Annotated in this window: 25 protein-coding genes and 1 tRNA gene; 12 read left to right on the forward strand and 14 right to left on the reverse strand. The window is 71.6% G+C overall.

Annotated elements, in window-relative coordinates:
• Positions 1 to 7: 7 nt before the first annotated feature.
• Together speB and speE are read right to left on the reverse strand one after the other, a co-directional pair.
• Positions 8 to 913, reverse strand: a complete 906-nt coding sequence (speB, locus tag KBY90_RS10115; RefSeq protein WP_254968480.1) for an agmatinase — start codon at positions 911 to 913, stop codon at positions 8 to 10.
• A 24-nt stretch (positions 914 to 937) separates the two neighbouring features.
• Positions 938 to 1,822, reverse strand: a complete 885-nt coding sequence (speE, locus tag KBY90_RS10120; RefSeq protein WP_254968482.1) for a polyamine aminopropyltransferase — start codon at positions 1,820 to 1,822, stop codon at positions 938 to 940.
• Between the two features lie 158 nt (positions 1,823 to 1,980).
• Here speE and KBY90_RS10125 point away from each other — a divergent pair, with 158 nt between their 5' ends.
• Positions 1,981 to 3,474: an adenylate/guanylate cyclase domain-containing protein gene (locus tag KBY90_RS10125; RefSeq protein ID WP_254968483.1), complete on the forward strand. Its 1,494-nt coding sequence runs from the start codon at positions 1,981 to 1,983 to the stop codon at positions 3,472 to 3,474.
• A 58-nt stretch (positions 3,475 to 3,532) separates the two neighbouring features.
• On the forward strand, positions 3,533 to 3,985 hold the full coding sequence (gene arfB, locus KBY90_RS10130) for an alternative ribosome rescue aminoacyl-tRNA hydrolase ArfB (RefSeq protein ID WP_254968484.1): 453 nt from the start codon (positions 3,533 to 3,535) through the stop codon (positions 3,983 to 3,985).
• Positions 3,986 to 4,006: 21 nt separating this feature from the next.
• On the opposite strand, the gene KBY90_RS10135 is transcribed toward arfB, so the two are convergent.
• From KBY90_RS10135 to KBY90_RS10155, 5 genes are all read right to left on the reverse strand, one after another.
• Positions 4,007 to 4,780, reverse strand: coding sequence for a Coq4 family protein (locus KBY90_RS10135; RefSeq protein ID WP_254968485.1), 774 nt, complete (start codon positions 4,778 to 4,780; stop codon positions 4,007 to 4,009).
• Positions 4,781 to 4,825: 45 nt separating this feature from the next.
• Complete coding sequence (locus tag KBY90_RS10140; protein ID WP_254968486.1) at positions 4,826 to 5,113, reverse strand: hypothetical protein; 288 nt, start codon at positions 5,111 to 5,113, stop codon at positions 4,826 to 4,828.
• Positions 5,114 to 5,252: 139 nt separating this feature from the next.
• Positions 5,253 to 6,206 carry a nucleoside triphosphate pyrophosphohydrolase gene (gene mazG / locus KBY90_RS10145; RefSeq protein ID WP_254968487.1) on the reverse strand — a complete coding sequence of 318 codons (954 nt, stop codon included), beginning with the start codon at positions 6,204 to 6,206 and terminating at the stop codon, positions 5,253 to 5,255.
• A gap of 6 nt (positions 6,207 to 6,212) precedes the next feature.
• Positions 6,213 to 6,770 carry a DUF2227 family putative metal-binding protein gene (locus KBY90_RS10150; protein WP_254968488.1) on the reverse strand — a complete coding sequence of 186 codons (558 nt, stop codon included), beginning with the start codon at positions 6,768 to 6,770 and terminating at the stop codon, positions 6,213 to 6,215.
• Positions 6,771 to 6,773: 3 nt separating this feature from the next.
• The gene (locus tag KBY90_RS10155) at positions 6,774 to 7,757 is read right to left on the reverse strand and encodes a lysophospholipid acyltransferase family protein (protein ID WP_254968489.1); all 984 of its coding nucleotides are present in this window, start codon (positions 7,755 to 7,757) and stop codon (positions 6,774 to 6,776) included.
• On the opposite strand from KBY90_RS10155, the gene KBY90_RS10160 reads away from it, so the two are divergent.
• Positions 7,758 to 7,829: transfer RNA gene (locus KBY90_RS10160), tRNA-Val, on the forward strand.
• Positions 7,830 to 8,013: 184 nt separating this feature from the next.
• Here KBY90_RS10160 and KBY90_RS10165 read toward each other — a convergent pair.
• The gene (locus KBY90_RS10165; RefSeq protein WP_254968490.1) at positions 8,014 to 8,196 is read right to left on the reverse strand and encodes a hypothetical protein; all 183 of its coding nucleotides are present in this window, start codon (positions 8,194 to 8,196) and stop codon (positions 8,014 to 8,016) included.
• Positions 8,197 to 8,430: 234 nt separating this feature from the next.
• Between KBY90_RS10165 and KBY90_RS10170 the strand changes: the two genes are divergently transcribed.
• From KBY90_RS10170 to KBY90_RS10180, 3 genes are all read left to right on the forward strand, one after another.
• Complete coding sequence (locus tag KBY90_RS10170; protein WP_254968491.1) at positions 8,431 to 8,862, forward strand: MarC family protein; 432 nt, start codon at positions 8,431 to 8,433, stop codon at positions 8,860 to 8,862.
• Positions 8,778 to 9,041 carry a MarC family protein gene (locus tag KBY90_RS10175; protein ID WP_254968492.1) on the forward strand — a complete coding sequence of 88 codons (264 nt, stop codon included), beginning with the start codon at positions 8,778 to 8,780 and terminating at the stop codon, positions 9,039 to 9,041. Before KBY90_RS10170 ends, KBY90_RS10175 begins: the two co-directional genes overlap by 85 nt.
• A 110-nt stretch (positions 9,042 to 9,151) precedes the next feature.
• A complete protein-coding gene (locus KBY90_RS10180) occupies positions 9,152 to 9,514 on the forward strand; it encodes a hypothetical protein (protein ID WP_254968493.1) in 363 nt (120 codons plus the stop codon).
• Positions 9,515 to 9,843: 329 nt separating this feature from the next.
• Here the strand turns inward: KBY90_RS10180 and KBY90_RS10185 are convergent, their stop codons facing one another.
• Positions 9,844 to 10,992 (reverse strand): WD40 repeat domain-containing protein, encoded by a 1,149-nt coding sequence (locus KBY90_RS10185; protein WP_254968494.1) that lies wholly within the window; start codon positions 10,990 to 10,992, stop codon positions 9,844 to 9,846.
• Between the two features lie 125 nt (positions 10,993 to 11,117).
• Between KBY90_RS10185 and KBY90_RS10190 the strand changes: the two genes are divergently transcribed.
• The 4 genes from KBY90_RS10190 (at position 11,118) to KBY90_RS10205 (ending at position 14,188) form a co-directional block, all read left to right on the forward strand.
• Positions 11,118 to 11,879, forward strand: a complete 762-nt coding sequence (locus KBY90_RS10190) for a hypothetical protein (RefSeq protein ID WP_254968495.1) — start codon at positions 11,118 to 11,120, stop codon at positions 11,877 to 11,879.
• A 39-nt stretch (positions 11,880 to 11,918) separates the two neighbouring features.
• A complete protein-coding gene (locus tag KBY90_RS10195; RefSeq protein WP_254968496.1) occupies positions 11,919 to 12,758 on the forward strand; it encodes a DUF3598 family protein in 840 nt (279 codons plus the stop codon).
• A 72-nt stretch (positions 12,759 to 12,830) separates the two neighbouring features.
• On the forward strand, positions 12,831 to 13,889 hold the full coding sequence (gene ppk2 / locus KBY90_RS10200) for a polyphosphate kinase 2 (protein WP_254968497.1): 1,059 nt from the start codon (positions 12,831 to 12,833) through the stop codon (positions 13,887 to 13,889).
• 65 nt (positions 13,890 to 13,954) lie between these two features.
• The gene (locus KBY90_RS10205) at positions 13,955 to 14,188 is read left to right on the forward strand and encodes a hypothetical protein (RefSeq protein ID WP_254968498.1); all 234 of its coding nucleotides are present in this window, start codon (positions 13,955 to 13,957) and stop codon (positions 14,186 to 14,188) included.
• A gap of 21 nt (positions 14,189 to 14,209) precedes the next feature.
• Here KBY90_RS10205 and KBY90_RS10210 read toward each other — a convergent pair whose 3' ends face one another.
• Genes KBY90_RS10210 through KBY90_RS10225 form a run of 4 tightly spaced genes read right to left on the reverse strand, consistent with a single transcriptional unit; the run spans position 14,210 to position 19,664 of the window.
• A complete protein-coding gene (locus KBY90_RS10210) occupies positions 14,210 to 16,891 on the reverse strand; it encodes an HAD-IC family P-type ATPase (protein ID WP_254968499.1) in 2,682 nt (893 codons plus the stop codon).
• Positions 16,892 to 16,917: 26 nt separating this feature from the next.
• A complete protein-coding gene (locus KBY90_RS10215; protein ID WP_254968500.1) occupies positions 16,918 to 18,147 on the reverse strand; it encodes a mechanosensitive ion channel family protein in 1,230 nt (409 codons plus the stop codon).
• Positions 18,144 to 19,403, reverse strand: coding sequence for an ABC transporter substrate-binding protein (locus KBY90_RS10220; RefSeq protein ID WP_254968501.1), 1,260 nt, complete (start codon positions 19,401 to 19,403; stop codon positions 18,144 to 18,146). Before KBY90_RS10220 ends, KBY90_RS10215 begins: the two co-directional genes overlap by 4 nt.
• 6 nt (positions 19,404 to 19,409) lie before the next feature.
• Positions 19,410 to 19,664, reverse strand: coding sequence for a hypothetical protein (locus tag KBY90_RS10225; RefSeq protein WP_254968502.1), 255 nt, complete (start codon positions 19,662 to 19,664; stop codon positions 19,410 to 19,412).
• A gap of 100 nt (positions 19,665 to 19,764) precedes the next feature.
• Between KBY90_RS10225 and KBY90_RS10230 the strand changes: the two genes are divergently transcribed.
• Complete coding sequence (locus KBY90_RS10230; RefSeq protein ID WP_254968503.1) at positions 19,765 to 20,271, forward strand: protein phosphatase; 507 nt, start codon at positions 19,765 to 19,767, stop codon at positions 20,269 to 20,271.
• A 10-nt stretch (positions 20,272 to 20,281) separates the two neighbouring features.
• Positions 20,282 to 20,917 carry a 2OG-Fe(II) oxygenase gene (locus KBY90_RS10235; protein WP_254968550.1) on the forward strand — a complete coding sequence of 212 codons (636 nt, stop codon included), beginning with the start codon at positions 20,282 to 20,284 and terminating at the stop codon, positions 20,915 to 20,917.
• A gap of 47 nt (positions 20,918 to 20,964) precedes the next feature.
• On the opposite strand, the gene KBY90_RS10240 is transcribed toward KBY90_RS10235, so the two are convergent.
• The gene (locus tag KBY90_RS10240; RefSeq protein WP_254968504.1) at positions 20,965 to 22,299 is read right to left on the reverse strand and encodes a 1-acyl-sn-glycerol-3-phosphate acyltransferase; all 1,335 of its coding nucleotides are present in this window, start codon (positions 22,297 to 22,299) and stop codon (positions 20,965 to 20,967) included.
• Positions 22,300 to 22,364 lie beyond the last annotated feature (65 nt).

Raw genomic sequence — 22,364 nt, forward strand, 5'->3', positions numbered from 1 at the left:
GCCGCGATCAGGCACCCAGGAGCAGCAGCAGGCTGCGCACCACCTTCGCCGCCAGCACGCTGCTCACCCCCGTGGGATCCAGCTGCGGCGCCAGCTCCACCACGTCGGCCGCCACCAGCCGGTGATGGCGCAGTTCGTCCACCAGCTGAGCGAAGTGCGGCCAGAGGAAGCCGCCCGGTTCGGGCGTGCCGGTGCCGGGCAGCACGGCGGGATCGAACCAGTCCAGATCCACGGTGAGGTAGAGGGGCTGGCCGCGCAGGGGCCGCAGGGCTGCGGCCATGGCCTCGATCGCCACCAGCCTGCCGCTGCCGCGCAGTTCGCTGAATTCCTCGCGGGTGCCGCTGCGGATGGCGATCTGCAGCAGCCGCTGGCTGGGCAGCACCTCCAGGCAGCGGCGCATGGCGCAGGCATGGCTGTGGCGGGCGCCGAGCCACTCCTGGCGCAGGTCGGCGTGGGCGTCGAGCTGCACCAGCACCAGCTCCGGATGGCGTGCCGCCACCGCCGCCACAGCTCCTGAGCTGATCGAGTGCTCGCCGCCGAGCATCAGCGGCCTCAGGCCCAGGTCCAGCACCGCCTCGGTGGCGGCGTTCACGGCGGCCACCACCGGCTCGGGGGCGCCGAAGGGGATGGCCACGGCGCCGAGGTCGGCGAAGGCCAGATCCTCCAGATCCCGGTCGAGCTGGGGGCAGTAGGTCTCCAGCCCCTGGCTCACCTCGCGGATCGCCGCCGGCCCGAAGCGGGTGCCGGGCCGGAAGGACGTGGTGCCGTCGTAGGGCACACCGAACAGACCCACGCGGCAGCCGGCCGGATCGCGCCGGGCGGCCATGTACACCGCGCCGTCGCTGTCGAACAGCACCGAGCCGGACAGCTCGCTGCCGGACAGCACCGGGTGGGAAGGGTGGCGGTCGCTCATCGGTTCAGTCTCCGCTGCCGCCGTTCAGGCGGCGAGGGCCCGCTCCACGAAGGCCGGCATGGCCGCGAAGCCGCCCTGCTGCCAGCGCGGGCTCCAGATCTCGCAGCCGGCGGCCACGGCCTCGGCGCGCTCGGGCCGGGGCTGGCGGTAGCGGGGCCCGTCGACGGCGGCGAAGGTCCAGCTCCACCAGCCGCTGGGGTACATCGGCACCCAGCCGTAGAGCGGATCGGCGTGGCCGAACACCTCCCGCAGCAGGCGCACGGTGGCCAGGTGCACGTCGCGGAAGGCCTCCGGCGATTCGCTCTGGGTGGCGAACACCCCGCCGGGCCGCAGCAGGCGACGGCAGTGCTCGAAGAAGGCCCGGTTGAACAGCCCCTCCGCCGGACCGGCCGGATCCGAGCCGTCCACGATCACCACGTCGTAGCTGGCATCGCCAGCCTCGCGCACCCAGGCGATGCCGTCGCCCACGCTGAGGTGGAAGCGCGGATCGCTCCAGCAGCCGCCTCCGATCCCCGGCAGGTGCAGCTGGCTCCACTCCACCACCAGGCCGTCGATCTCCACCAGGTCGAGGTGCCGCACGCCGGGGTGGCGCAGGCATTCGCGGGCGGTGCCGCCGTCGCCGCCGCCGATCACCAGCACCCGCTCGACCGCCTCGGCGCCGCACAGGGCCGGGTGCACCAGTGGCTCGTGGTAGTGGCGCTCCTGGCGCTCGGCGGTCATCCAGCAGCCGTCCAGCAGCAGGCCCTTGCCGTAGCGCTCGCTGTCGATCACCGTCACCCGCTGGAAGGCCGACTGCCGCTCGGCGATCACCGTGCCGGCCAGGCCGTAGCGCACCCCGTCGAACACCTCATCCACCCAGCCCGGGGTGGCGCTCGCAGAGGGTTGGGCGGCCGGTTCGGGAGTGCTCACGGATCGAGGGACGGGGAGTGCTGCATTCCAGCTAAGCGGTCCGGTGACAGGCCCGCCCTCCGGCCCGCACCAGAATCCGGAGGAATCCCCGAGGCGCCATGGCACCAGCGGCGATGAACCCGTTCAGGGGACAGGAGGCGCAGAGGCCCAGCCGGGCCTTGGCGGCCACGGCTCTCGCGCCCCTCCTCCCCCAGGTGATCGGCAGCATTTTCAACATCTGGTACAACACCGCCATCGTCAAGCCGCTGCTGGGATCCGAGCCCCTTCAGCGTCGCTTCGTCGAGACCGTGATCGTCTACAACGCGGTGGTCTACCCCCTTGTGGCGGGCCTCTGGCTGGCGACGGTCTACTCCCTGGCGCGCCCCCTCCGTGCCCTCTGGCTTGGACAGCCCGTGCCCGCGCAACGGCTCGGCCATGCCCGGCGGCGCGTGATCGAACTTCCCTGGATCGGCTCCGCGCTGGCTGCCTTGGGCTGGTTCCTGTGCATTCCCGTCTTCATCCTCTCCCTGCGGCTGGTGGGCCAACCGCTGGGGGGAGCGCTGTACTGGCATCTGCCGATCTCCTTCATCGTCTCGGGAACGATCGCCGTCACCCACAGCTTCTTCCTGGTGGAGATCACCTCCCAGCGGCGGCTGTTCCCCTGGTTCTTCAGCGACGTGCGTCCCGATCAGACCAGGGGGGTGCGCGGGATGTCCCTGCGGCACAGGGGCGTCCTCTGGGCCGTGTCGGCCACCGTGTGCCCGCTGTTGTCATTGCTGATGCTGAGCATCGCCCCCAGCCGTGAGGGGGCGGAATGGTTCGAGCTCTACGTGGCGGCGGTGGGAATCGGATTCAGTCTGTATACCGCCAGGCTACTCAATCGCCTTGTGGCTGAGCCCCTCGAGCAGTTGAGAGAAGCTGTCATCCGGGTGTCCGACGGAGATCTCAGCGCCGAAGTTCCCATCCAGCGGGCCGATGAACTCGGCGTGCTCGCTGCCGAGGTGAATCACATGATCGGCGGACTGCGTACCGCCCAGCAGGTACGGCAGGCCTTCGGTCTGCATGTCGGCCGCAAGGTGGCCGATCGGTTGCTCGCCCGAGGACCTCAGGGCGGCATTGAGGAACTGGTCACCGTGATGTTTGTGGATATCCGCAAGTTCACAACCCGTAGCCAGGGCAGAGAGGCCAGCGAGGTCGTGGCGGAACTGAATGAATTCCTGACCATGATGGTGCAGATCGTCGAAGCCCGTCACAACGGAATGATCAACAAATTCCTCGGTGACGGATTCATGGCGATCTTCGGCTTCGACCGGCCTGATACCGGTGCGGATGAGGCCCTGGACGCAGCCTGCAGCATGCTCAGCAGCCTCATCCAACTCAACGCCTCGCTTCGCCAGCGGGGTCAGGAGCCGCTGGCAATCGGCATCGGTCTGCATACAGGACCGGCCGTGCTCGGCAGCATCGGCTCCGCCGACCGGATGGAGTTCACCGCCATCGGCAGCACCGTCAACCTGGCTTCTCGGATCGAAAGCCTCACCAAGGAGGTGGGCGTGCCGCTGCTGTTCACGGCCACCACCCGCTCGGTCATCAGACGCCCGGCCAGCGATCTGGGCGAGCACAGCGTGCGGGGTCTGGAGGAGCCGGTTCGTCTCTTCACGGTGGCGACAGGCTGACGCTTGCCACCCTCGTCCGGCCGGACCGGGGATCACCACCGCCTGCCAGGCTGGCGCCATGGCCGCCGAGCGACCCAGCGACGACCTGCGGATCGGGGAGGCCGTGCGCATTCCCGCCGGCGAGTTGCGCTGGCGGTTCTCCCGCTCCGGCGGGCCCGGCGGCCAGAACGTGAACAGCACCGATTCGCGGGTGGAGCTGGTGTTCGACCTGGCGGCGTCCTCGGCGCTGCCGCCGGCCCTCAAGGCACGGGCCCTGGAGCGCCTGCGCGGGCGGCTGGTGGGCGGTGCCCTGCAGATCAGTGCCAGCGAACACCGCTCCCAGTGGCGCAACCGGATGGCCGCCCAGCGGCGGCTGGAGGCCGTGCTGGGCGAGGCCCTGCGGCCGCCGCCGCCGGCCCGGCGGGCCACCCGTCCCAGCCGTGCGGCGGTGGAGCGGCGTCTGGCCGCCAAGCAGCGGCGCGCGGCCCTCAAGGGCAATCGCCGCCGGGCGCTGCCGCCGGCGGACGACTGAGACTCTCAGCCGCCGGCGCCCTCAGGCGGCCAGGGCCGCCTGCAGCCGGGGGTCGCTGTGCCAGCTCCAGGGGCCCTCGCGCACGGCCTCGATGCCCAGTTCGGCGCGCAGCTCGTCCAGATCGCGGTGCATCTGCTCCTCCCACAGCACCGGGAACAGGGGCCGGGCCGCCAGGCCCATCTCCAGGCCCTGGCTGATGCGACCGAAGGCATAGGCGGCGGTGCGGGCCTGCTCCTCCGGCGTCTCCAGCTCGTCGATCGGCGTGTCGCTGCGCAGCCACTGCAGCAGCAGCGCCATCAGGTCGGTGAACACCAGCCCGGGATGGGAGAACTGGGCCACGCTGACGCTGATCACCCCCAGTTCGCCGAAGTTGTCGAGGCTGAATCCGCTGAGGATGTGATGCAGATCATGGGTGCCATAGACCCGGTAGTTGATGTAATCGGCATCACTTTCCAGGTTGTTGTAGAAGGCCGGCTCCGGAAAGAAGTTGATGTCATATCCGAGCGTGTCCAGAATCGTGGCGTAGGTGTGGCCCAAGCTGCCCTTGGGCAGCGCCTTGAGGGCCTCGCTGTCGTAGGGGCCGCAGAGCCGCCGGGAATCGATCAGGGCCTGGGCCTGGGGATCGCGGCTCAACCGCTTGCGGCACAGCTGCATCGGCATCGAGTCCCGCAGCCGATGGGACAGCAGAAACACGTTCTGGGCGGAGCTGCCGGCCCCGGCGGCCAGGTCGGCCAGCTCCAGAAAGGAACGGATGTTGTCTTGGGTGGCGATGCGATCGAGGTAGCGGAAGCCCACGGGTTTCGATGCTTGATGCGCCTGAGTGTCGCGCCCCGCCGGAGCTCAGTCCGCTCCCTGCAGCACCACATTCACGGTGAACTGGGGCGGGCGCTGATGCGCCACCGCCTCGCGGGGGTGGAATTCCAGGATTCCCTGCACCCGCTGGCCCGCCTGCAGCGGCTGGTTGGGACGGCACCAGAAGGCCGTGCCCCCGGAGTCGGGGTGCCGGCGCAGGTGGGGATCGAGCAGCTGGGCCGTGCCGTCGGGGTCGGTGCGCAGCACGGTGAAGATCTCCTCCGGCGGAATCAGCTCGGCGGGATCCGGTGCGGGTCCGGGCTGGGTGTCGGTCATGGCGGGCTGCGGCCGGGGCCGCTGGATCGCCTCCCCACCCTGGCGGCTCCTTCGGGATGGACGGCCTCGCCGGTGGCGCAGCACACAGGGTAGATGTGTCGCAGGCGACCTCTGCTGGCCGGTCGCCGCTCCGGGCAGTTCAGGCGCCGCCGTTGCCCTCGGCCTCGGCGCGGATCTGGGCCTTGGCCTGGCGCCACAGCCCCTCCAGCTCCCCGATGCCGCGGCCCTGCAGGTCGCCGCCCAGGGCCGCCTCCACGCGGGCGAAGCGGTCCAGGAAGCGGCGGTTGGTGCCGGCCAGGCCCGCCTCCGGATCGATGCCGCACCAGCGGGCCACGTTCACCAGGGTGAACAGCAGGTCGCCCAGCTCCGCCTCGGCATGCTCCCGCTCGCCGCCCGCCTGGGCCGCGGCCACGGCCTCCTTGAGCTCGTCGAGCTCCTCGTGCACCTTCTCCCACACGCCGGCGATGTCGTCCCACTCGAAGCCGGCGGCGGCGGCCTTCCTCGAGATCGTCATGGCGCCGGCCAGGGCCGGCTGGCCGCGCACCTTGCCCGCCAGGCGCTCGCTCAGGGGGCTGGCGGATGTGGGCTCCTGGCCCCCGCCCGGGGGCGTTTCTGTCTCGCGCTGGAGCCGCTCGGCCTCCTTGATCGCCTCCCAGCTGGCGCGCACGGTGGCGCTGTCGGTGGCGGCGCTGTTGGTGGTGCTGCTGTCGGCCGCTGCCGTGCAGGCCTCCCCGTCGCCGAACACGTGCGGGTGGCGGCGGATCAGCTTGGCGCTGATGCCCCGGGCGATGCGCTCCAGATCGAAGCGCCCCGCCTCACTGGCGATGCGGGCGTGCAGCACCACCTGCAGCAGCAGGTCGCCCAGTTCCTCCTCCAGGTGCCGGTCGTCGCCGTGGCGGATGGCGTCGGCCACCTCGTGGGCCTCCTCGAGCACGTAGGGCACCAGGGAGGCGTGGGTCTGCTCCAGGTCCCAGGGGCAGCCGCGTTCCGGATCGCGCAGCCGGGCCACCACGTCCACCAGCTCCGCCAGTGCGTCGAGGGTGGCCTCAGGGCTGGTGTCGCGGGGGGCGGCAGGACGGGGATCGGTGCTCATCGGTGCTCATCGGGGCAGCTGTCGGGGCCGGGGAGCGGAGGAACGGGACCGGGGCCGTCTGCGGGCGGGGCGGAACCACCGGCGCAGGGGCCGCGGCAGCCGCGGCAGCGGATCGCCATCCTGGATCAGGTGCAGCCAGCTGCTGGCCTCCAGCCCCGCCAGGGCGCTCACCACCAGCGGCCGCTGGCCATGCCAGAGCTCCAGCGCGGCGGCCAGCAGCTGCCGCGGCGGCGGCCCGCCCAGCGGCGCCAGCAGGGCCGCGGCCAGCAGCGCCAGGGCCGCCAGGTAGGCCAGCCGCCCGGCCGTGCCCAGCAGGGGACTGTGGGAGAACAGCGAGCGGTGCGACAGGCCGTGGCGGTAGGGCCACCAGAGCACCCCCAGGGGCCCCCAGCGGCGGGTGGCGTTGGAGCGGGTGTCGAGGTCGGGGGAGAGCAGCAGCCCGCCCAGCAGAAACCCCAGCCCCGCGCAGCCCACCCCGCCCGGCCCCAGGGCCGGCGCCCAGAGCAGCCCGAAGGGCAGGGCCAGCAGCCAGGTGGCCCGGTCGTGGGCACGGCCGCTGGCCATGGTTCAGGCCGGCGGCTCCAGAGTCCGCAGGCGGCCGCCGCTGCCGTCACCGGCGCGCCAGCGCCGCTGGATCCAGTAGTACTGCTCGGCGTAGGTCTGGATCCAGGGTTCCTGCCAGTCGGCCAGCGCCTGGGCCTGGGCCGTCAGCCCCGCCTCCCCGGGGCGCGGCGCCAGGGCCGGGCCGCAGATCAACCGGAACCGGCCGTCGTCCTCCCGCACATGGGCCACGGGAAACAGCGGTACGCCGGCTTTCTGCGACAGCGCCAGGGGCGTGCGCGCCACGCGCGTGCCCAGGCCCAGCACATCCACCGCCAGTGGGTGCTTGTGGGCGTAGAGGTCGGTCATCACCACCAGGGCACCGCCCCGCCTCAGCCAGGTGAGCATGGCGCGCAGGTCGAACTGGGAGATCCAGGCGCAGGTGCTGTTGGCGCTGCGGGCGGCGTTGAGCAGGCGGTCGGCCTCCGGATTGCGGGCCGGCCGGTAGATCACCGCCAGATCGTCGATCCGTCCGCTCAGCCAGCGCAGGCCCAGATCCCAGCAGCCCAGGTGCAGGGAGGCGATGATCACGCCCTGCCCCGGCCGACGGGCTTCCAGCAGCTGCTCCAGCCCCTCCCCCTCGGCCCGGATCCGCTCCGGCGGCACCGGCGCGATGATCGATTCCAGGCAGGAGAGCAGGAAGCTCTCCAGCGAGCGCCGGGCCAGCCGCCGGCGCTGGGCCGCCGTCAGCTGGGTCCCGTAGACGCGCTCGAGATTGGCGGCGGCGGTGCCCAGATGCCGGCCCAGCAGGGGCTCCGCCAGCGGCACCAGCCCCTCGATGCCGCGCCGCACCGTGGCATGCCGGCGGCCCCGCAGCAGCCCCAGCAGCAGGCGCAGCAGCAGGGCCTCGCCGTGCCAGCGCAGCCGCTGCCCGGGGGAGGCGCGGGCCCAGCGCCGCCGCTGGCGCAGGCTGATCGAGGGCGGGACGAGCTGCGGTAGCGTCCGGGTCACGCGCGATTAGCTCAGCGGTAGAGCGCCTGCCTTACAAGCAGGATGTCGCTGGTTCGAACCCGGCATCGCGCATGCACCGCTGACGGCCTCCAGCACCGCGCCACAGCCTCTCATGCCCCCATGGCCTCCTGGGCAGGCAAGGGACGGGCATCGACAAGGCACGGTCATGAAAAAGAGGCCCCCAGCCGTGGCTGGCGGGCCTCAGCGGCAGGCTCAGGCAGCAGGCGGGTTGCGCCTCCTCCCGGCCTGGCCGGGCTCAGTGCTCGTAGCGCTGGCCGCGATAGGTCAGCAGCTTCTTGGCGTCGTCACTCGTTGCGGGGTCGTCGTGGTGTGCATCCACATAGGGCACGCCGCGATAGGCCTTGGCCATCAGGAACTGAGCGTCGTCGAGACGCCTGTCCTTGATGATTTTCTTCCGGATCAGTTCGAGCACGTTCATCTCGGTCTCCACAGTGCCCGCGTCCCCGTTGCCTGACGTGGGTCGACCTGCGTCCACCGGGGGCCAGGGGGACTGGAGACCAGGTGGATCAACGTGCCCTCATTGTAGGCCGAACGGTAGCGGTTGCTACGGAATTGGCTTCACAACTCGTTGCCTCCCCTGCCCTCCTGCAGGGCCCCTCACCAGCCCGGCGAAACCGGGCTGTGATGGCAGTGGCCTTGTCATCTCCTGCCGATGTCCCTGATCAACACCGCCGTGGGCCTGGTGGCGCTCACCGATCCGATCGGCGTGCTGCCGGTGGTGATCGAGGCGGCCAACGCCAATCCCGGCCGCGTGCGGCGCATCGGCCGGCTGGCGGCCACCACCTATCTGGTCACGCTGCTGCTGTCCTGCTGGTGGGGGCAGAGCCTGCTGGATCTGTTCGGCATCAGCCTGCCGGCCTTCCGCATCGCCGGCGGGCTGATCCTGTTGCCCTATGGCCTGCGCCTGATCGAGGGCGTCGCCCCGCCCTGGCCACCAGCCCCGCCGCGGGCCACGACGACGACGTCGGGCTGCTGGCGGTGGTGCCCATCGGCCTGCCGATGCTGGCGGGCCCGGGCACGATCTCGCTGGTGGTGGCGGAGGCGCCGCCCGAACCGCTCGGCCGGCTGGTGCTCAGCGCCGTGATCGCCGCGCTCGCCCTGGTGGTGTTCCTGGTGCTGGCCAGTGCCATCCGCCTCAGCCGCGGCCTGGGGGAACTGCGGGTGCGGCTGATCTCGCGGCTGATGGGGGTGCTGATCGCCTCGGTGGCCACCCAGATGCTGGTGAGCGGCCTGCGCGAGAGCTTCCCCGCCCTGGCCCGTTGAGGGCTGGCGTCTGATGGGTGCTGGCTAGGCTGAAGCCGGCATCTCCAGCTCACGACTCACCCCTTCACGACCCAGTGCGGCGCGTCCGTGCCCTGCCCTGACCCGATGCCATGAGTCGGCCCCACCGTCACGACCGCCACGCCCCGATTCATCCCACCGCGGCCAGTGTCGGCGGTTGCCCCTGGGAGCTGGTGGAACATGCCCTGCAGCGGGAGCAGGACCATCCCCAGGAGCCCCTGTTCGGCCCCTGGCGGCAGGTGGACGCGATCCACAGCGGCACCGACGGGCAGGGCAACACCTACATCGAGTGGGTCGTGGTGGGGGTGGACATCCTGGGCCAGAGCTTTCAGCGCCGGCACATCGCCTACCGGGTGCCGTGCCCCGAGTGCGGCCGCCCGATGGCCTCGGGCCCGCGGCGCTGCCGGCACTGCGACGACTCCATGGGCCCAGACAGACCGAAGCCCGGGGGTTGAGTCCCGGGCCGGCATCGGGTGATCGGTTGAAGCTCCTGACGGGGCACCTGGGGCCATGGGATCCAGCAGGGTTTCCGTGGGCCCGGGGGCACCTGGGGCGGTGCATCGGGGATGGCCGGCTCACCGGGAGCGGGCCTGGAAACCGGAAGTCGTTGGAGACTGTTGGAGCAGGGGCCGGAGCGTCAGGGGCGCTCCTCACGGCGGCCTGGGGGCTGGTGCCCTCGGGGCCGTTGAGTTCACGATCGGACGCCGGGGCGCTTTCGGCAAGCGCCAGCCCCGCCCGCGACATGGCTCTTCACCAGCGGCAACACGCCTTCATCACAGGGGCTTCACGGCAGCTTCCACAGCTGCACCATCACCTCGGGCCCAGGGCTGCCGCCCACCAGCCAGCGCCCGTCGGCGGAGAGCCCGGCCAGGCTGGCGCCGTGGCTGCTGCGGGAGATGCGCTGGAGCAGGGTTCCCTGGCGGCTCCAGATCTGGATCTCGTCCAGTGTCTGCACCTGCAGGGTGCTGCCGTCACGGCTGAAGCGCACCGCCTCCGGCGGTGATGGCGGCAGGCCACCGGCCTGGGGATCGGTCAGCTCCTGCAGCCGTTCTCCCTGCAGGCTCCAGAGCGCCGGCTTTCCCTCCATCGGCGCCACCAGCAGCAGCGTGCCATCCGGGGAGAGATCCGCCCGCGGCATCCGCGTATCGGCGGTGGCAGCCGTGCCGAAGGTGCGGATCAGCGCTCCCTCCAGCCGCCAGTGGTGCACCCGGCCATCGCTGCTCACCGCCACGAAGGAGCGGCCATCGGGGTGAAAGGCCAGAAACCGGATGGTCCCACCCCCCTGATCGGCCGGATCGGCAGACGTGACCGGGAAGCCGCGGAAGCTGTGCCGCAGTGTGCCGTTCACGCCCCACAGCTGGGCCAGCCCCCGCGGAAACCCGATCAGCACGGATCGGCCGTCCGCAGCGATGGCCATGGCACTCGGCGCCATCGAGGCGTCCGCCTCGCCGCCGTCCAGGTGTTCCGCATAGACGGATCTGGTGCGCAGTTCACCGTTGACCAAGCGCACCTCGAGGGCCTGTGGGCCCACGATCGCCAGTCGCTGCCCCTCGGCGGAGAAGTAGCCGCCCTCGGGGAATTCGCTTTCCTGCGGGAAGCCGGCCGGCGTGTCGATCAGCACAAGGCTGCCGTCCGGCCGCCCCGCGAGGTGTGTGTCGGCGGACAGAACCTCCACCCGGCGGCTGCCCAGATCGAGCCGACCCAGGCGGTTGCCGCAGGAGAAGAGGAACACGCTGCCGCCGCTCAGGTATCCCAGTCCGTCGAAGCTCACCTGAGCGGCGTCGAGATCGGGGTGGCTGCAGGCGCGGATCGGGTCGCCCACCGGCTCGACGGCCAGCACCCGCTCGCCTGTCGACAGACAGCAGCTCAACGCCAGCAGGGCTGCAGCCAGTCCCTTGGGCAACCCCTGGGGGCAGGGGGCACAACGAGCCACGGCCAGCATGCGGATCCGGGCCGAGTCTGGTGCAGCTGGTGCCAGGCAGCCTTGGGGCAGCCATGGGGTGAGCCGTTCCATCCTGCTGACGTTGACGCCAATGTGGTGGTGAGGGCGCGGGGACCTTGGCCTACCGACTCGTCTATCTCTGGTTTCTCGGCGTGCTGGCCTTCTGGCCGCTGGCCAGCTGGCGCGCCCGCTCCCTGCCGCCCCCCGACCAGCTCGATCCCGCCCTGCGCCAGGAGCCCCGCCAGCTGCCCAGCGACCGCCCTCCCTTCACGGTGAGCCTCGAGGGCACCACTTACACCGTGCGGCCGCAGTTCAGCTACGCCCTGGCCGGCCTGGTGGTGAGTGAGCACGTCACCGAGGCCTGGTGGCGCCCGGTGAGCTTCCACACCCGCGCCAACGACCGCCTCAACGTCAAGGACCTCTGCGTGATCTGGGGGGAGAACGCCGCCAACGGCAGCTACCGCCAGGCCCGCTTCCACAGCGGCGAGTTCACCTGCTACGTGCGCTTCCCCGCGGCGCCCGCGGCCCAGGCCTTCGTGCCCCGCGCCCTCTCCAACAACCACCTGCTGGCGGTGGACCCCGGCCTGCGCCGCCAGCTGCGGGAGCTGCGCCGCGGCGACCAGATCGCCCTGCGCGGTTATCTGGCCGGCTACGGCCACGACCAGGCCACGGGAACGGGCAGCGGCCGGGGCTACTGGCGGGACACCAGCGTCAGCCGTGACGACACCGGCAACGGCGCCTGCGAAACCCTGTTCGTGACCGAGCTGCAGGTGCTGCGTCCGGCCAGCCCGGGCTGGCGGCTGGCCTCCCGCCTGGCCCCCCTGGGGCTGCTCGCCGGCGTACTGGCCTGGCTGCGCCTGCCGGTGCCGTCGCGCTGACTAGCATCCCGCGGCCCAGCACAAGGATGCGTCCCGGCCATGGCCAGCCAGTGGCAGAACTTCCAGCGCAACCTGGGCGCCTGGCGGGGCTCGTTCACCGACGTGGACGCCCATGGCCAGCCGCTGGACGCGACGCCCTCGCTGCTCACCCTCAGCAGCGCCGAGGACGGCCGGGTCGTCCACTTCCGCCTGCAGCGCTTCGGCGGGGAGGAGCCCAGCGCGCCTCCCACCCAGGACATCGCCCAGGAGTACCGCACCCTGGGCCGCCAGGTGGTGTTCTTCGACGACGGCTGCTTCTGCAAGGGGTCGCTGCAGCTGGCGCCGGCCACCCGCTTCGGCGCCGAATACGGCTTCATCGCCGGCGACCGCCGCCACCGGCTGGTGCAGCTCTTCGCCGAGGACGGCGGCTTCGACGCGCTGGTGCTGATCCGCGAGTTCCGCGACGGCAGCGCGGCCGAGGAACGGCCGCCCCTCAGCCCCGGGCAGCTCAGCGGCAGCTGGGAGGGCCAGGCCGCCACCATCGAGGCTGACTGGCCCGAGCCCACCCTGCAGCAGGTCCGCATCCGGGTGGATCAGTCCGACGGCGGGCAGTGCCTGACGGTGGAGACGGACCTGGGCGGCGCCTGCACCGCGGTGCGGGCCCGGCGGCAGGGCGCCAGCTGCTTCGCCTGCGCCCCCGAGGCCGGGCAGCCGGCCCGGTTGCTGCTGCTCCCCGACGGCGGTTTCAGCCTGACGCCGCTGCAGGTGAGCCACCGCCAGGCCTTCAGCGTGGAGGCGGGATGGCTGCAGTCCGCCGACCGCTGGCTGCGGCTGATCCGCCGCTACGGCCCGAGCGGGGAGTGGCTGTCCGCCACCCTCATCACCGCCGATCGCCGCTGAGCCGCCCGTGGCCGGCGCCCGGCCGCCGATTCACCCTGAGAACAGGACAGGCCGGCAGGCCAGGAGCTGGGTGTGGGCAAGCACAAGGGCAACGGCAAGCCCAAGGGCAAGGGCAAAGGCAAAGGCAAAGTCAGAGGCAAGGGCAGAGGCAGCACGGCCGGCGCGGCCGGGAGCAGCACGCCGTCCGGGGGCAGGACCCGGGACCCGGACCCGGCGGCAGCGCTGCCCGCAGCGCTGATCAGCGACGCGACCCGCGCGGCCCTGCGTGCGTTCGAGCAGTCGCTGCCCAGCCCGGAGCCGCCCTCCCCGGAGCCGATCGCGGCCGCGCCGGCTGAGGCCAGCGCCGGCGACGGCGAGGTGCGCAGCCTGTCTGCCAAGGACTACGAACGCCTGCTGCGCCCCCTGCATGTGGAACTGGTGAAGCTGCAGGAGTGGGTGAAGGCGAGGGGCGTGAAGGTGTGTGTCCTGTTCGAGGGCCGCGACGGGGCCGGCAAGGGCGGCACCATCAAGGCCATCACCGAGCGGGTGAGCCCGCGGGTGTTCCGGGTGGTGGCCCTGCCGACCCCCACCGAGCGCGAACAATCCCAGATCTACATGCAGCGCTACGTGCCCCATCTGCCGGCGGCGGGGGAGGTGGTGATCTTCGATCGCAGCTGGTACAACCGCGCCGTTGTGGAGCCGGTGATGGGCTACTGCAGCGAGACCCAGTGCGAGCGATTTCTGCTGGGCGCGCCGCTGTTCGAGCGGATCCTGATCGAGAACGACATCCACCTGCTCAAGTACTGGCTGGAGGTGGGGCCCGAGGAGCAGGAACGGCGCCTGCGCGATCGCATCGGCGATGGCCGCAAGATCTGGAAGCTCTCCCCAAACGACGTGACGTCGTTCACGCGCTGGGATGCGATCACCCGGGCCCGCGACCGCATGTTCCAGGCCACCGACACCGACTGGGCACCGTGGTGGGTGGCCCGCTCGGACAACAAGCGCCGCGTGCGCCTGAACGTGATCAGCCACCTGCTCAGCCAGCTGCCCTACGAGGAGATCCCCCGCGAGCCGGTGGAGCTGCCCCGGCGCACGGTGGGCAGCTACCAGAGCCCCGCGGCCCCGCGGCATCGGGTGCCGGAGCGCTTCTGAGTCCGCGCCCTGCGGCAGATTGGGAACGTTCAGTCGGCTGCCGGTCGGCTGCAGCCTTTCCGCCGATGCAATCCCGACTCGTCTACACGGTGCTGCTGGCGGCGGCCGCGGCCTGGTTGCTCTCGGACGAAGCAGCCCCGGCGCTCGAGGGCTGGCTGCAGGGCGCGCTGGTGTGGACGGCGGAGCGCATCCCCCAGGCCGGGCTGGTCACGGCGGTGCCGCCCCTGGATCTGCCCTCCACGGTGCTGGCGATCCTGCTTCTGATGCTGATCCCGGTGATCTGGCTCAAACCCACCTGAAGCGGCGCACGGCCGGCCCGCTCAGCGGGTGGTCACGACCCCGGTGGTGGGATCGAAGCGCTCCGCCAGCCAGGCCACCGGCACCATCACCACCAGCGAGGCGGCACACAGCAGCGCCTGGGTGACGTTGAGCGGTGCCGTCTCGAACCAGCCGTTCATCCAGCTCAGCTGGCTGAAGGCCAGCTGCAGCACCAGGGCCGCGCCGATGCCGGCCAGCAGCACCGGGGCCCGCCACAGCTCCCGCCAGCCCTGCTTGCTCACCTGGCTGATGCTCACCAGGTAGGCCATCTGGGCGAGCACCAGCGACTGGATGGCCATCGTGCGCGCCAGCGCCAGATCCAGGCCGTGGGAGCGGGCCCATAGGAACATCCCGAAGATGAACAGCCAGTAGAAGCTGGCCACCAGCAGCACCTTCTGCACCAGGCCCCGGGTGAGCAGGGGCTGGCCGGGAGGGCGCGGCGGCTGCTCCATCAGCCGCGGGGGCTGGGGCTCGAAGGCCAGCGGCACCGAGAGGGTGAGGGAGCACACCATGTTCAGCCACAGCACCTGCAGGGCCGTGACGGGCAGGTCCAGGCCCAGCAGTGCCGCCAGCAGGATGGTGATCGAGGCGCCGCAGTTCACCGGCAGCACGAAGGCCAGGGCCTTGCGCAGGTTGAGGTACACGGCCCGCCCCTCCTCCACCGCCGCCTCGATGGTGGCGAAGTTGTCGTCGGTGAGCAGCATGTCGGCCGCCTCGCGGGCCACCTCGGTGCCGCCCCTGCCCATGGCGATGCCGATGTCGGCCTGGCGCAGGGCCGGGGCGTCGTTGACGCCGTCGCCGGTCATCGCCACCACCTCCCCCAGCTCCTGCAGGGCACGCACCAGCGCCAGCTTCTGGGCCGGCATCACGCGGGCGAACACGTCGGTGTCGCGCACGATCGCCAGCAGCCTTCTCGGTGATTTCTCCTCCAGGGACTGGCCGGTGCGGGTGCGCACCACGCCGTTGCGGCCCAGGTTGAGCTGGCTGGCGATCGAGCGGGCCGTATCCGGGTGGTCGCCGGTGATCATCTTCACCTGGATGCCCGCCCGCTGACAGGCCGCCACCGCCGCCACGGCCTCCGGCCGCGGCGGATCGAGCAGGCCCTGCAGGCCGAGGAAGGTGAGTCCCTCCTCCACGTGGGTTTCGCTGAGACGCTCCTGGGTGGGATCGGCCTCGGCGACGGCAAAGGCCAGCACCCGCTCGCCCTGCCGGGCCATGGCGGCCACCGCCGCTTCGATCGCCTCCCGGTCGAGGGGTTCGCTGCCGCCGTCGGCCCGCAGCTGGCGGCCGCAGCGCTTCAGCACCGCCTCCACCGATCCCTTCATCAGGATCCGCCGGCTGCCGTGGAGGGTGGCCATGAACTGCTGTTCGGACGCGAACGGGATGGCGTCGCGGCGGGGGTGGCGGTCGAGGGCTTCCTGCCGGTTCAGGCCCAGGGTCTGGGCCACATGCAGCAGGGCCGTTTCGGTGGGGTCGCCCACCAGTCCCTCGCTCTGGCTGGCGCGGGCGTCGTTGCAGAGCACGCCGGCCAGCAGGGTTTCGCGCAGGGCGAGGTTGCGGGCCAGGGGATCGTCGCCACCCGATTCCGGCCAGAGGCGATCCAGACGCACCCGTTCGCCGCCGGCGTGGATCTCCCGCACCGTCATGCGGTTCTGGGTGAGGGTGCCGGTCTTGTCGGAGCAGATCACCGTGGTGCTGCCCAGGGTCTCCACCGCCGGCAGCTTGCGGATGATGGCGTTGCGGCGGGCCATGCGGTTCACGCCGATGGCCAGGGTCACGGTGACGATCGCCGGCAGTTCCTCGGGGATCGCCCCCACGGCCAGGGCCACGGCGCCGTCGAACATCTCGCTGACCTCCCGGCCGCGGGCCAGGCCCAGCAGGAAGGTGACCCCTGCCAGCACCAGCACCAGCCGCAGCAGCGTGGCGCTGAAGCCCCGGAACTTGCGCGTCAGCGGCGTGCTCAGATTCACCTGCTGGGCCAGCGACCCGGAGATCCGGCCCACCTCGGTGGCGTTGCCGGTGCCCACCACCAGGGCGCGCCCCTGGCCCGCCGTCACCAGGCTGCCGGCATAGGCCATGCCGATGCGTTCCGTGAGCGGTGCCGCCAGCTCCACGGCGGTGGTGCCCTTGGCCACCGGCAGCGACTCACCGGTGAGCGCCGACTCGTCGACCTGCAGGTTGCGGCAGTGCAGCAGGCGCACATCGGCGGGCACCTTGTCGCCCGCCTCCAGCACCACCAGATCGCCCGGCACCAGCTGTTCGGAATCCAGGCGCCGGCGCACGCCGGCGCGCACCACCTCCACCTCCGTGCGCACCGAACGGGCCAGGGCGGCGATGGCGGTTTCCGCCCGGCTCTCCTGCACGTAGCCGATCATGGCGTTGATCACCGTGACGCTCCAGATCACCGCGGCCTCGCCCGGCTCCCCCAGCAGCAGCTTCACCGTGCCCACCGCCAGCAGGGTGTAGAGCAGGGGGTCGTGAAACTGGCCCAGAAAGCGCTGCCAGGCCGGCTTCTGGCGCTGCTCCTCGAGGCTGTTGGGTCCCCAGCGCTGCTGCCGCAGCAGCGCCTCGTCCTCCGTCAGGCCTTGCTCGCCGTCGCTGGCCAGGGCCGCGATCAGCTCCGGCCACGGGGTGGCGTGCGCCGGGGGGCGGCTGGCTGTTTCGGCAGGGGGGGCGGCGGACATGGAGGGGGAGCGGACGGGAACGGGATTCAGCCAGGCTGGGATCGTCCCCGGTGCAGCACCCGCTGCGGGAAGGGGATTTCGATGCCCTGGCGCTGGAAGGCCTGCCAGATCGCCCTGCGCACCGCAGTGCTGATGGAGAGGTTCTGCATCGGGTTGGCGATCCAGAACCGCAGGGCGTAGTTGATCGCGGAATCCCCGTAGCCCATCACCAGCACCTTCGGCGCAGGCTCGGCCAGCACGCCGGGCACCTCCGCGGCCGTGGCCGCCGCCAGCCGGATCACCTCGCCGGGATCGTGGTGGTAGGCGGCACCGAAGCTCACCTCGCTGATGCGCATGCGGTCGCTGCCGGTGAAGGTGGTGGTGGTGGTGGTGAAGAACGTCTGGTTGGGGATCACCAGTTCGGCATTGTCCCGGTCGCGCCAGAGCACCGCGGCCCGCAGCCCGAGGCTGCGCACCTCGCACGGATCACCGTCGATGTAGAGGATGTCGCCGGGCCGCACCGAACCCTCGAACAGCAGCCACAGGCCGCTGATGAAGTTGGAGAACACCTCCTTGATGCCGAAGCCGAGCCCCACGGACAGGCCGCCGGCCACGGCCAGGATGGCGGTGCGGTTGAAGCCGATCTGATCCAGCGTCCAGACGACGCCCGTGGCGATGATCGAGTACTGGATCAGCAGGGCGAGGGCGCGGCGTCCGGAATCGCCGCCGCCCAGCAGCCGCTGCAGGATCCAGGCCAGGCCATGGCTGGGGGGCCTGGAGCCCACGAACAGCAGCACGATCACCAGCAGCGAGAGGAACACCTGGCCGACGGTCACGGTGGAGCCGAACCAGGTGCCGATCGGGATCACCGCCAGGCTGGCGGGAGCATCCACCTCGCGGATCAGCATCACCAGCGAGAACAGGAGGTAGAGCGGCCGCAGCAGGCCGCTGTCGAGCTGCCGGACCTCGCCCGCCGGCAGCCACCGGCCCAGGCCGTGGCGCAGCAGCCCCAGGCCGAACCATCCGCCGATCAGCAGGGCCGCGATGCCCACCAGCCCATAGGGCATGGAGACGGCCGCCAGCACGGCCGTGAACAGCCCCAGCAGGGCCAGCAGCCCCAGCCGGGCGAACCACGGCCCCGCGGGCCGGGCCGGGGGCCGACGCGAGGCGAGCAGGGACGCGGCGATCAGGACCGCCACGCCGCTCAGCTGCACGAGGACACCGGGCCGGGAGAGGTACCCGAACCACCCCCCGATCTGGCTCAGCAACTCGCTCATGGAGAGGGGCTCTGAAGCAGGCGCACCAGGGCATCGGTGGCCTCGTCCACCCCCAGGTTGCCGTAGTGGAAGGCGATCAGGATGCGGTTGAAGTCCTCCTCCCGGTTTCTCATCACCAGCAGCTGGGAGATCCGGGCGCGGGCGTCCTGGGCCTGCTGCTGGGCGGTGACCAGGGCGGCCAGCCGGGTGGAACTGGCCACCGGCAGGGGGGCTTCGCGGCTCACCGGCAGGAGGGTCCTGCCCCGCAGCGTCATCGCTCGCTGCACGGGGGGGTTCAGGGAGAAGCGCACCAGCTCCTCGGCGGCCTGGCGCTGCACGGGGCTGGAGTTGCGTCCGTAGGCCCACATCAGCAGCACCGAAACCGGACTCGGCTGTCCCTGGGAGCCCGCCGGCAGCGGCGCCAGGCCCAGGTCGTCGCCGAGCTGGGCGTGCAGATAGGTCTGGTCGCTGCTGCGGCAGGTGATCCAGGCGTAGGTGCCGTCCAGCAGACCATCGCCGAGGTTGGCGTCTGGCCCCGCCAGCGTGATGCGCTGCTGCAGGTTCGCCGTCTGCAGCCACAGCAGCCACTGGCGGATCCGGCTGACGTGCTCCTCCGTGGCGGGGCTGCCGGCCCGGATGGCGGTGAAGCTCTCCAGGGCGCCGAGGCTGCCGAGCGTCCAGGCCAGGTCGCCGAGGTCGAGCTTGAAGCCGAAGCTCTGGCCCTCGCTGCTGGCCGTCAGCAGGGCCTGCATGGTGGCGGGGGGCTGGGCCATCCGCCGCCGGTCGAAGCAGGCGAGCTGGGGTGCGTAGCCCACGGGCACGGCGAACAGGTGGCGGGCGTCCACCTGGGCAAAGGGGATCAGGGATGGACTCAGCTGATCGCTGGAAGGGTTGGGAAAGGGGACGGTGCGGGTGAGCCCTTCCTGGTGAAGCTGCTGGGCGATGCTGCCTTCCGCCAGGATCAGATCCGGCGCCAGTCCGCTGCGGGTGCGGCGGCGCACCTCGGCCAGCAGCCGCTCCTCCTCGAAGATCAGCAGCTCCAGCTTCACGCCGGGGCGCAGGTCGGCATACAGCTTCTCCAGCGCCTCGAGCTTCTCGCCCAGGGCGCTGCGCAGCGTTGAATCGATGCGGGTGGCGTCACCGACGCCGATGGCCACGTACAGGATGGTGCTGGTCCGGGGAGTCAGCCCCGGCAGCGGCTGCGGGCCGAGGCCGCAGCCGGCGACCAGTGGCGCCAGCCCCAGGACCAGCGCCGCCGCCCGCAGCCACCTGCCCACGGCGGCCTACTCCTCCGGATAGAGCAGGGCTGCCAGCTCGTCGGGATCCACGTCGTAGACCCGGGCCAGGGTCGTCTCCACGGCGCTGGTCACCACGTCGGGCAGAAAGCGCATCGCATTGAGCGCATCATCGACGATGTCGTCGGTGAGCAGCTTCTCGCCGCCCAGCTTCTCGTCGTTGATCACCGCCATCACCCAGCTCTGATAGGCGGACACGAGATCGGCGAACTCGAGCTCCGGGTCGTTGAGATCCAGCGCCATGGACGTTTCCGGTGCACGTTGCCTCTGCAGTTTGCCCGCTGGCCGGGGTTTGCCCACTGGTGAGGATGGGGCGGTATCCGATGCCTCACCGCTCCCCTCCGTGACCGATCCACCCCCGGCCGCCGTCCGCGAGCCGCAGCTCGATCCGGCCCGCCTGCAGGCCACCCTGGTGGATTTCGCCCTGGCGGAGCTGGTGCGTCAGCACCGCGAGAGCTTCCAGCCGCTCTGGAGCGCCGACAGCTGGGCCAAGCTGCTGATCTGGCTGGCGCTGAACTGCGGCTGCAGCGGCGATCAGGCGGGGCTGCGGGCCTTCGCCGAGGCCCTCGGCCCCGCCCTCGGCGGCCGGCTGCGGCGGCTGTTCTTCGAGCGGGAGCTGGCGGATCTGGACCTGCAGGTGATGGCCGATCCGGCCGAGCCCCAGGTGCTGGTGCTGCCGCTCGCGCCCGCTGGTGCCCCCCTCACGCTGGAGCACGCCGCCGCCGCCCTCGCCCGCCTCGGCCTGCTGGAGCATGTGGCGGAGCGGGGGCTGTGGCGCCGCCTCGAGCAGGCTGTGGCGGTTCCCTGGCGGGATGCCCACTCCGGCCCCGCCGGTGCCGATGTCTCCTGAGGAAGCGCCGATGAAGCTGATCGCCGCCTACCGCAACGCCGGTTTCGAGGCCCTGGCCGATGGCGTGATGGCCTTCTTCGACCGCCGCCCCGACCTGCAGCGTCCCGGGGTGGCCTTCGGGCCGGAGGGCCCGGCTGATCCGGCCGCCGAACCGGCGAAAGTGTCCACCGACATCAGCCTGGTGGCGATCGACCGCAGCGACCCGGAGGCCTTCGCCCTGGCCGAGGTGATCCTGCGGGGCGTGAACGCCGCCCTGGGGCACTACCTCAAGGAGCGGCCGCTGCTGCGCGACTGCTGCCCGGAGCAGAGCCTGTTCGTGAACCCGATCTTCAACCTGCAGCGCTACGCGCCCGGTGAGGGCTTCAGGCGCTGGCACTGCGACTGGACCCTCAGCGACGAGGCCACCGAACCCCAGGCGAGGGTGCTGGCCTGGATCCTCTACTGCAACACCCTGCCCGAGGGCGGCACCGAGTTCCACTGGCAGGGCCACCACGAGGAGGCGGAGCGGGGCAAGCTGCTGATCTTCCCGGCGGGGGTGTCGCACATCCACCGCGGCCGGGTGAGCCAGGAGCACAGCAAGACGATCGCCACCGGCTGGATCAACGCCGGCACGCTGGAGGGCTACCTCAAGCGGCTGGCGGCCTGAACGCTGGGGCAGCGGAGCGTTCAGGGACCGCTCTCCCGCTGCCGCCCTCAGCCCGTCGGCACGATCAGCCCCTCGAGGGATCGCTGCAGATCGGCGGTGAGCCTGGCCACGGCCCCACGTCGATCCTGCCTGTAGTCCTGCAGTCGTTCGTCCACGGCGATCGGATCGCCGATGCTGATCAGCACGCGCCTCGGCCCCAGCCGGGGCCGCCTGGCCACGTTGCCTCCCAGCAGACGGCACTGGGTGTCCCAGAGCAGCAGCAGCGTGTCGGCGAAGCGCTCCTGGCTGGGCAGTTCCCGCACGTGGCTGCCGCTCACCGCCACGAAGCTCTCCACCAGCCGCATGTGCCAGAGCCGCCGTTCGCTCTCCTCCGCCAGCCGGTCGGCCAGGCCGCGCTGGAGGGGGCAGCGGGCCTCGGCGCCGCCCAGCGGCGGGTAGATCCGCTCCCAGGCGGCCTGCTCCAGCCGCCGGCAGCGGTCGGTCAGATCGCCGACGGCCCGGATCCCGAAGGACTCCTCCACCACCTCCAGGGCCGTGGTCAGCAGCCGCTGCAGGCGCCCGGTCAGGTCCGGCAGCTCCGGCAGGGAGCGCTGGTAGGCCTGGCGGTAGAAGCGCTCCATCAGCGACAGCATCCGCTCGGCCAGCGCCAGCAGGCGTGCGTAGAGCTGCTCGGGCTCCAGGCTGGGGCTGGCGGGAGGAGTCAGGTCGGCGTTGCGTTCCAGCTGGCCCAGCAGTCGCTCGATGGCGTCCCAGATCGGCACACACCAGCTGTACTGCAGACCGACCGGCAGAACCGTCATCGCCTCGCGGCGGCCTGTCTTGCGCAGGTCCTCCGCGGTCCAGAAGGCCAGCTGGGCGATGCCGGGCTCCAGCGGGCTCACCACCTCGTTGTGGCCGTTGGTGCCTCCCTCCGGTGCCGCGGCGAAGGGATGGCCGCCGTGCAGCAGCAGCTCGCGGGCGGAGCGCAGTCCGGCCGTGTCGAGCCTGCCGCGCTGGATCGAGCTGCCGCCGAGCCGCTGCAGCAGCCAGCCCACCGGCTTCCCGGCCCAGAGGGGAATGCCCCGGTCATAGAGAAAGAAGCTGTGGGGTGTGCGTTGCAGGCGCACGCCCAGCTCCCGGCTGCGGCGCGGCAGCTCCCGCCACAGCAGCGCCGCCAGGCAGAGCGGGTCGCTGACGCTGGGATGGCGGAAGGCCAGCAGCAGGCGGCTGTGGCCGGCCTCGAAGGCGCGGATCGCCGCCACCAGCCGCTCGCCGTCGCGCACCCTCAGCTCGTGGATCCGGCTGCGCCGGCTCAGCCAGAAGGGCAGCAGCAGCCGGGCCGCCGCCAGCACCCGACCGTCGAGGCGGGGCGGCAGAAATGCCAGCGGTGGACCTGCAGGCATGGGGCGGCGGGCTTTGCCGTGGCGGACGAACCTCCGCATTGAACCGGGCATCGCCAGCCATCCGT

It is taken from the genome of Cyanobium sp. CH-040, assembly GCF_024346135.1.
In the GTDB taxonomy this organism is placed as follows: domain Bacteria; phylum Cyanobacteriota; class Cyanobacteriia; order PCC-6307; family Cyanobiaceae; genus NIES-981.